The sequence below is a fragment of the Kitasatospora sp. LaBMicrA B282 genome (assembly GCF_050325825.1).
In the GTDB taxonomy this organism is placed as follows: domain Bacteria; phylum Actinomycetota; class Actinomycetes; order Streptomycetales; family Streptomycetaceae; genus Kitasatospora.
Window position 1 is genome coordinate 1 of sequence record NZ_JBNQTI010000277.1, and the last position, 6,959, is coordinate 6,959.

A 6,959-nucleotide genomic window follows, 5' to 3' on the forward strand; every position below is an offset into this window, starting at 1 on the left:
CGCAGGTGGAGCGGTCCGCACCGTCCGCGGCGCCGGTCACGGTGGGCCGCCCGGAGCGGGCGGCGCACGAGCCGCACGAGGACCTGGCGGACGTGCTGGGCGACGAGGTGGCCGCCGAGCGGGACCGGCCCGAGGTGGTCGACCTCACGCCGGAGGACGACACCGAGCTGCTGGACCTCGCCGAGCTGCGGCGGGCCACCCGCGACCGCGGCTGACCTGCCCGGCGGCCCGGAGCCCGGACAGCCCGGAGCCCCGGAGCCCGCAGAACATGAGCCCGGCTCGGATTCGAGCCGGGCTCGACCCGTTCCGGAGCCGGGCGGCGCCGACGGTCAGATCCGCGGGAAGCGGGCCTGAACGGTCCAGATGTTCGGGTTGTCGGCCAGTTCCGGGTGCAGATCGGTCAGATCGGCCAGCACGTCCTGCAGGAAGTCGCGCGCCTCGCGCCGCAGCTCCGCGTGCCGCAGCACCAGCGGCTCCTCGTCCAGCCAGGTCGCCGACACCTCCACCAGGCCGAACCGCCGGGCGAACCGGAGCAGTTCGGTGGACTGGGTGAAGTCCAGGTCGGCCCGCTGCAGTGCGGCCGAGCGGCTGCCCCGCGGGTCGGCGTCCAGCCGCTCGACGATGTCGCACAGCGCCCAGGCGAAGTCCAGCACCGGGACCCATCCCCAGGCTGTGGACAACTCCTGCTCGTCCTCGGCGAGGTAGACGTCGCCGCAGAACAGGTCGTGGCGCAGCGCCTGCACCGAGGCGGTGCGGTAGTCGGTCTGCGGAGGGTCGGGGAACCGCACGGAGAGGGAGTAGCCGAGCTCGATCACAGGGACATTCTGCCGGGATCCGGCCGCCGGTCCACCGTGCTCCGCCCGGTTCCGACCGCGGTGGACCCTCGGTAAACGGGGTGACTGCGCGGGGCCGGACGGGGATGATGGGCGCATGCCCGAGCCCATTCGCGTGCGGGGCTCGGTGGAGGTTCCGGAGGCCGAGCTCCAGTGGCGGTTCTCCCGCTCCAGCGGCCCCGGTGGCCAGCACGTCAACACCTCCGACACCCAGGTCGAGCTGCGCTACGACCTGGTCGCCTCGGCCGCGCTGCCCGAGGTGTGGAAGCAGCGCGCCCTGACCCGCCTGGCCTCCCGCCTGGTCGACGGCCGGGTACTGGTCGTGCGGGCCAGCGAGCACCGCTCGCAGTGGCGCAACCGGGAGGTGGCGGCCGCCCGGCTGGCGGCGCTGCTCGGTGAGGCGACCGCGCCCCCGCCCAAGGCGCGGCGGGCCACCAAGCCCAGCCGCGGCATGGTGGAGCGCCGCCTGACGAACAAGAAGCACCGCGCCGAGCTGAAGCGCGGTCGCGGGCCGCTGCGCCCCGACTAGCCCCTGGCCCCGACTGGCCCCTGGCCCCGGCGCCCGGCGGGCCCGGCGGTCAGCCCAGCTTGCGGTAGCCGCCGCGGAAGTAGAGCAGCGGGCGCCCGTCCGGCGCCGGCACCCGGGCCTCCAGCACCCGGCCGATCAGCAGGGTGTGGTCGCCGGCCGCTATCCGCTGTTCGGTGTGGCACTCCACGGTGGCCAGTGCCCCGGTGACCAGTGGCGCGCCGGTGGCGGGGCCGGGCGTGTGCGGGGTGTCGGCGAACAGCAGCCGGTCGCTCAGCCGTCCCTTCATCGCGAACCGCGAGGCGATCGTGCGGTGCTGCTCGCCGAGCAGCGAGACCGCCCAGCGGTCGACCCGGGAGAGCAGTTCGTCCATCCGGGAGTCCTCGCGCACCGAGATCAGCACGAGCGGCGGCTCCAGCGAGACGGAGAGGAACGAGGTCGCCGTCATTCCGGCGTCCTCGCCCGCATCGCGGACGGTCACCAGGGCTACGCCGGCGGCGAGCTGGGACAGAGCGGCCCGGAACTCGTCCGGAGAGGCGAGGGGAGCAGTGCTGGACTGCGGCGACATGGACACGTACCGCACGGTAGTCCCCGCTCGGCGGCTGCGGCATCCGGCGGTGGTCCTAGGCCCCCAGACCCTCTGCCGGCGCACCGACGGCCCGTGCGGGGGCTTGGCCGTACCCGATCGAACCGGAATCCGGCCATCGCTGCATGGTGTCCGGGCATGACCGGGATGAACCGGGTTTGCCTGTCTATGCGTTGTGTGATTTGAGTCACAAGTGACGACCTATTGCTGACCGAGCGTGCCGATTGCTGTGCTCGCTGTGATTCAGTTCTTCTGGCAATCGGACGATAACCATCAAGACCTATCCGAAGAAGCCGGGGAGCCCCCGCATGGAAGCCGAGTCGGAGCCGTACGTCCGCCTCGCGACCCTCCGCACCTTGCACCGGGTCGTGGCGGACCTCAATGCTGCCCGCAGCCTGGCGGGCACCCTGCAGGCCGTGGTCGAGGGTTCGGTGCACGGGCTCGGCTTCGACGCTGCCGCACTCTCCCTGGTGCGGCCGGACGGGGACCTGGTGGTCGCCGCCGTCTGGGAGTACGAGGAACGGGACTACGGCGGCCCCGCGGTGCTGCTCGGCCAGGTCGGCTCCCGGGAGTCCTGGGACCGGCTGCTGGCGGTCAGCGACCACTGGGGGACCCTGCGCTTCCTGCCCCACGACCGCGGCTGGGCGGTCAACCCCGACATCCCGCGGTGGACCGGCGACGGCCCGCTGCCGGTCTACGCCAACGACTGGCACCCCGAGGACGGCCTGCTCGCCCCGATGTACAGCCCCGGGGGCGAGCTGCTCGGCGTGCTGAGCGTGGACCGCCCGCGCAGCGGCAAGCGCCCCGGCGCCTGGACCCGCGAGGCGCTGGAGATGTTCTCCCTGCAGGCCTCGATAGCGATCGGGAACGCCCGGCTACGCGCGGAGATGCAGCGCGCGCTGGCCCGGCTGGAGAAGGAGCAGCAGGCGCTGCGGGCCAGCGAGGAGAGCTTCCGGCACGCCTTCGAGTACGCCCCCAGCGGGATGGCGATCACCGAGCTGCACGGCGCCGCGCGCGGCCAGCTCACCCGGGTCAACGACGCGCTCTGCCGGCTGCTCGGCCGCCCGCGCGCCGCGCTGCGCCGGCAGAGCTTCCTGGACCTGGTGCACCCGGAGGACCGCACCCTGCTGGAGCGGACCAGCGCCGAGAGCGGCCGGGCCGAGCTGCGGCTGGCCCGCCGGGACGGCGGCTACCGCTGGGTCTGCCTGCGCAACTCGATCGTCGCGGACTCGGCCGAGGGCCCGAGCTTCCTGCTCACCCACGTCGAGGACATCGAGGACCGCAAGCGCCACGAGCTGCAGCTGGCCCACCGGGCCAGCCACGACGCGCTCACCGGGCTGCCGAACGGGGCCGAGCTGCGGGCCCGGCTGGCCCGCCGGCTCTGTCCGCTGCCCCAGGGCCCCGGCGGGGCCGCCGAGCACGGGGCCGCCGAGGCCGTGCCGTGCGCGCTGGAGGGAGCGGCCGCCGGACACGGCCCGCTGGGCCTGTACGGGCCGCACAGCCCGCGGACGGGGCAGGAGGTGCTGGAGCCCGCCGGCGGGTCGCTGGAGGGCCTCTGGGGGGCCGCGCCGCGCGGCACCCTGGTGCACGGCTACTCCGACCGGTCCGGGGTGCCGGACGTGGCCGGGTACGGCGCTCCCGCGGTCGAGCACGTGCACGCGGTGGTGCCGGGCGAGCCGGCCGCCCAGGAGCCCTGGCGCGGGCGCTCGCGCTCGGCGGCGGCCGCGGCGGCACCCAAGGGCCTGGCGGTGCTCTTCTGCGACCTGGACGGGTTCAAGTCGGTCAACGACCGGTTCGGGCACAGCGCCGGCGACGAGGTGCTGCGCGAGGTGGCCCGGCGGTTGCAGCAGGCGGTCCGGGAGGGCGACACGGTGGCCCGGCTGGGCGGCGACGAGTTCGTCGTGCTGGCCGACGGCATCGGCTGCGAGGAGGCCGCCGACCTGGCGCTGCGGCTGCGCACCGCGGTGGTGCCGCCGATGCGGGTCGCCGGCCGGGTGGTCCGGGTCGGGGTCAGCATGGGCATCGGCTGGGCGGGCTGCGGGATGAGCATCGAAGAGGTGCTGCACACCGCGGACAAGCGGATGTACGACGAGAAGCGGGCGCGCGGCGGAGCGCTGCGCGGGGCTCGCGGGGAACGCTCGCACCGCCGGGCGGTCTAGGCTCCCCGGCCGCCCCGGCGGCGGTCAACCGGCCTGCCACGCGCGGTCGGTGGGGCGCGGCGGGGCCGATGGGCGGTCATCGGCGGGCCGTTCGGGCGGCGCCGCCCCGGCGAGCGGCTTACCCGCTCCGCGGGCCCGCCGGGTAGGGTGCCACCGGAACGGGGTCCGGACATGGCACGGGGAGTTGACCACACGCGATGACAGCCGACAACACCCAGGGGCCCGAGGGCGCCGAGCAGCCGCCCGCCGAGGACGATCCGTTCGCGTACCTGTACCGCTCCGAGGGCGGTGACGGCGAGGGTGCGCCCGGCCGCGCGCCCGGCGTGCCGCGCACCCCGTACACCCGCCCGATGGAGGTCGGCCGGGCCCAGTACGGCGCGCCGCCCCAGCACCAGGGGCCCGGCTACCGCCCGCCCTACCCGCAGCAGCCGCGCGGCCCGTACGGCCCGGGGGCGGAGGCCACCACCCAGCTGCCGCAGCCCTCCCGGTACGCCGAGCGGTCCCGCCCGCAGCCGGGCGAGGAGGCCCCGCGCGGGCGCGGCAAGGGCCCGGTGATCGGCGTGGTCGCGGTGGTCGCGGCGATCGCGATCGGCTCCGGGATCGCGCTCTCCGGCAACGACGGCAAGAAGGACAACGCCGCCCCGCCGGCTCCGGCACCGGCGACCAGTGCCGGCGGCCACTCGCCCTCGGCCTCCGCCGGCGGCAGCAGCAGCGCGTCGTCCGCGCCGTCCGGCTCGCCCTCGCCCGGCAGCTTCACCGGGGCGCCGGCCTTCCTGGACGCCTCCGCGGCGCAGCCGCAGAACGCCACCTCGGCCACCTCGGTCAAGGGCGCGATCTCCGCGGACGGCAGCTACCTGACCATGCCGCAGGGCTCCTCGGCGACCTTCACGGTGAACGTGGCCACCGCCGGCACGTACAGCCTCTGGCTGCACTACAACAACTCCAGCGGCAGCCCGGTGCACGTCGCGGTCGCGGTCAACGGCCAGGACCACCAGGGCGGGACCACGTTCAAGAGCTGGGGCGACGGCGATCCGACCAAGGCCTGGTCCTACACGTACATATGGCCGCAGTTCCAGGCCGGCAGCAACACCGTGACGGTCTCGGTGCCGGGCGGCGGCCCGGTGCTGCTGGACCAGGTCGCGATCACCAGCAAGGACCTGACCGGTTCCTACCCGTCGCCCGGCGCCGCCGGTGGCAGCGCGGCGGGCTGACGCCGGGTAGGCGGCACCGCCGGGGCGGTGGGCCGCCCGGGAGCACCCGTCGGGGCCCGGTCCGCAGACGCGGACCGGGCCCCGTGCGTTCGTCCGCCCCGGTGGCCGGGAGTCCCGGCGGAACCTGAGGGGCGCTCAGCTCCGGCTCGGGAACCGCTCGGCGCCGCTGATCCACTCGCCGCGCCGCACCACGCCCACCAGCCGGTGGTCGGCGGAGTCCAGGATCGCCAGGTCGGCCTGCAGCCCGACGGCCAGTGAGCCGACCCGGTCGGCCAGGCCGAGCAGCCGGGCCGGGGTGGTGGAGATCGACTGCACGGTCTCGCTCAGGCTCAGCCCGTTGACCGTGACGGCGCGCTGGAAGGCGATGTCCAGGGTCAGCGTGGAGCCGGCGATCGAGCCGCCCTCGACCAGCCGGGCCACCCCCTGCTCCACCCGCACCTGCAGCGGGCCGAGCGGGTAGAGGCCGTCGCCCATGCCGGCCGCGCCCATCGCGTCGGTGATCAGCGCGACCCGCTCGGCACCCGCGGTGCCGTAGGCCAGGTCGAGCACCGAGGGGTGCAGGTGGGTGCCGTCGTTGATCAGCTCGACGGTGACCCGCTCGTCCTCCAGCAGCGCCACGATCGGGCCCGGGGCGCGGTGCTGGATGCCCGGCATCGCGTTGAACAGGTGGGTGGCGACGGTGGCGCCCGCCTCGATCGCCTCCAGGGTCTTGGCGTAGTCCGAGTCGGTGTGGCCGACCGCCGCGATCACCCCGAGGTCGGCCAGCAGCCGCACCGAGTCCAGGCCGCCGGGCAGCTCGGGCGCCAGGGTGACCATCCTCGCGGTGCCGCGGGCGGCGTCCACCAGCTTGCGCACCAGCGCCGGGTCGGGGTCGCGCAGCAGGTCGGGGCGGTGCGCCCCGCAGCGGCCGGGGGAGATGAACGGCCCCTCGAAGTGGACGCCCGCCAGCACCCCGTCCTCGACCAGCTCGGAGAGCACCGCGGCCTGCCGGCAGACCTCGTCGATCTCCCCGGTGACGGTGGAGGCGATCGTGGTGGTGGTGCCGTGCTCGAGGTGGGTGCGGGCGGCGGTGAGCGCCTCCTCGGCGATGCCGGAGGCGTAGGAGGCGCCGCCGCCGCCGTGCACGTGCAGGTCCACGAAACCGGGGACCACGGTGTAGCCGGTCAGGTCCAGCTCGCCGGGGGCCGGGGAGGTGCCGTCGGCGCCGTCGATCGTGGTGATGGTGGCGCCCTCGAAGGCCAGCCGGCCCCTCTCCACCACCCCGCTGGGCAGCACCAGGCGGGCACCGGACAGGACAGTACGGTCCGCGGTCGTCACGCGGTCACCTCCGTGGAGAGCAGGTCCCAGGCGAGCAGTCCGGCGCCCAGAGCGGCGGCGGTGTCTTTGAGCATGGCGGGCACGACCCGCGGGGGCATCTGGAAGGTGAGCCGCTCGGTCACCGCCGCGCGCAGCGGGGTGAAGAGCGTCTCCCCGGCCTCGGCGAGGCCGCCGCCGACGATCACCATGGCGGGGTCGAGCAGGCTCTGCGCCAGCACGATGCCGTCGGCCAGGGCGTCCACCGCCTGCTGCCAGACGGCGCCGGCCCGCGGGTCGCCGGCCGCCACGGCCCGGGCGCAGTCGGCGGCGTCGGCCGCCGGGGCGCCG

General features: G+C 75.4%; 7 protein-coding genes and 1 pseudogene. 4 read left to right on the forward strand and 4 right to left on the reverse strand.

Features of this window, described 5'->3' with window-relative positions:
* Positions 1 to 215: pseudogene (locus tag ACQRUO_RS37930) on the forward strand (hypothetical protein); the annotation flags it as partial.
* A 114-nt stretch (positions 216 to 329) separates the two neighbouring features.
* On the opposite strand, the gene ACQRUO_RS37935 reads toward ACQRUO_RS37930, so the two are convergent.
* Positions 330 to 815 carry a hypothetical protein gene (locus ACQRUO_RS37935; RefSeq protein ID WP_428320734.1) on the reverse strand — a complete coding sequence of 162 codons (486 nt, stop codon included), beginning with the start codon at positions 813 to 815 and terminating at the stop codon, positions 330 to 332.
* 115 nt (positions 816 to 930) lie between these two features.
* On the opposite strand from ACQRUO_RS37935, the gene arfB reads away from it, so the two are divergent.
* Positions 931 to 1,362 carry an alternative ribosome rescue aminoacyl-tRNA hydrolase ArfB gene (gene arfB / locus ACQRUO_RS37940; RefSeq protein WP_428320735.1) on the forward strand — a complete coding sequence of 144 codons (432 nt, stop codon included), beginning with the start codon at positions 931 to 933 and terminating at the stop codon, positions 1,360 to 1,362.
* A gap of 49 nt (positions 1,363 to 1,411) precedes the next feature.
* Here arfB and ACQRUO_RS37945 read toward each other — a convergent pair whose 3' ends face one another.
* Positions 1,412 to 1,927, reverse strand: a complete 516-nt coding sequence (locus tag ACQRUO_RS37945; RefSeq protein WP_428320740.1) for a flavin reductase family protein — start codon at positions 1,925 to 1,927, stop codon at positions 1,412 to 1,414.
* A gap of 326 nt (positions 1,928 to 2,253) precedes the next feature.
* Here ACQRUO_RS37945 and ACQRUO_RS37950 point away from each other — a divergent pair, with 326 nt between their 5' ends.
* The gene (locus ACQRUO_RS37950; protein ID WP_428320736.1) at positions 2,254 to 4,104 is read left to right on the forward strand and encodes a diguanylate cyclase domain-containing protein; all 1,851 of its coding nucleotides are present in this window, start codon (positions 2,254 to 2,256) and stop codon (positions 4,102 to 4,104) included.
* A 197-nt stretch (positions 4,105 to 4,301) separates the two neighbouring features.
* Complete coding sequence (locus ACQRUO_RS37955; protein ID WP_428320737.1) at positions 4,302 to 5,315, forward strand: hypothetical protein; 1,014 nt, start codon at positions 4,302 to 4,304, stop codon at positions 5,313 to 5,315.
* 135 nt (positions 5,316 to 5,450) lie between these two features.
* On the opposite strand, the gene nagA is transcribed toward ACQRUO_RS37955, so the two are convergent.
* Complete coding sequence (gene nagA, locus ACQRUO_RS37960; RefSeq protein ID WP_428320738.1) at positions 5,451 to 6,632, reverse strand: N-acetylglucosamine-6-phosphate deacetylase; 1,182 nt, start codon at positions 6,630 to 6,632, stop codon at positions 5,451 to 5,453.
* On the reverse strand, positions 6,629 to 6,959 hold a 331-nt coding region (locus ACQRUO_RS37965; RefSeq protein ID WP_428320739.1), incomplete at its 5' end, for an ROK family protein. The genes ACQRUO_RS37965 and nagA, both read right to left, overlap by 4 nt.

Coding starts and splice junctions, on each gene's coding strand:
- arfB (WP_428320735.1), top strand. CDS start 931: ATGCCCGAGCCCATTCGCGTGCGGGGCTCGGTGGAGGTTCCGGAGGCC.
- ACQRUO_RS37945 (WP_428320740.1), bottom strand. CDS start 1,927: ATGTCGCCGCAGTCCAGCACTGCTCCCCTCGCCTCTCCGGACGAGTTC.
- ACQRUO_RS37950 (WP_428320736.1), top strand. CDS start 2,254: ATGGAAGCCGAGTCGGAGCCGTACGTCCGCCTCGCGACCCTCCGCACC.
- ACQRUO_RS37955 (WP_428320737.1), top strand. CDS start 4,302: ATGACAGCCGACAACACCCAGGGGCCCGAGGGCGCCGAGCAGCCGCCC.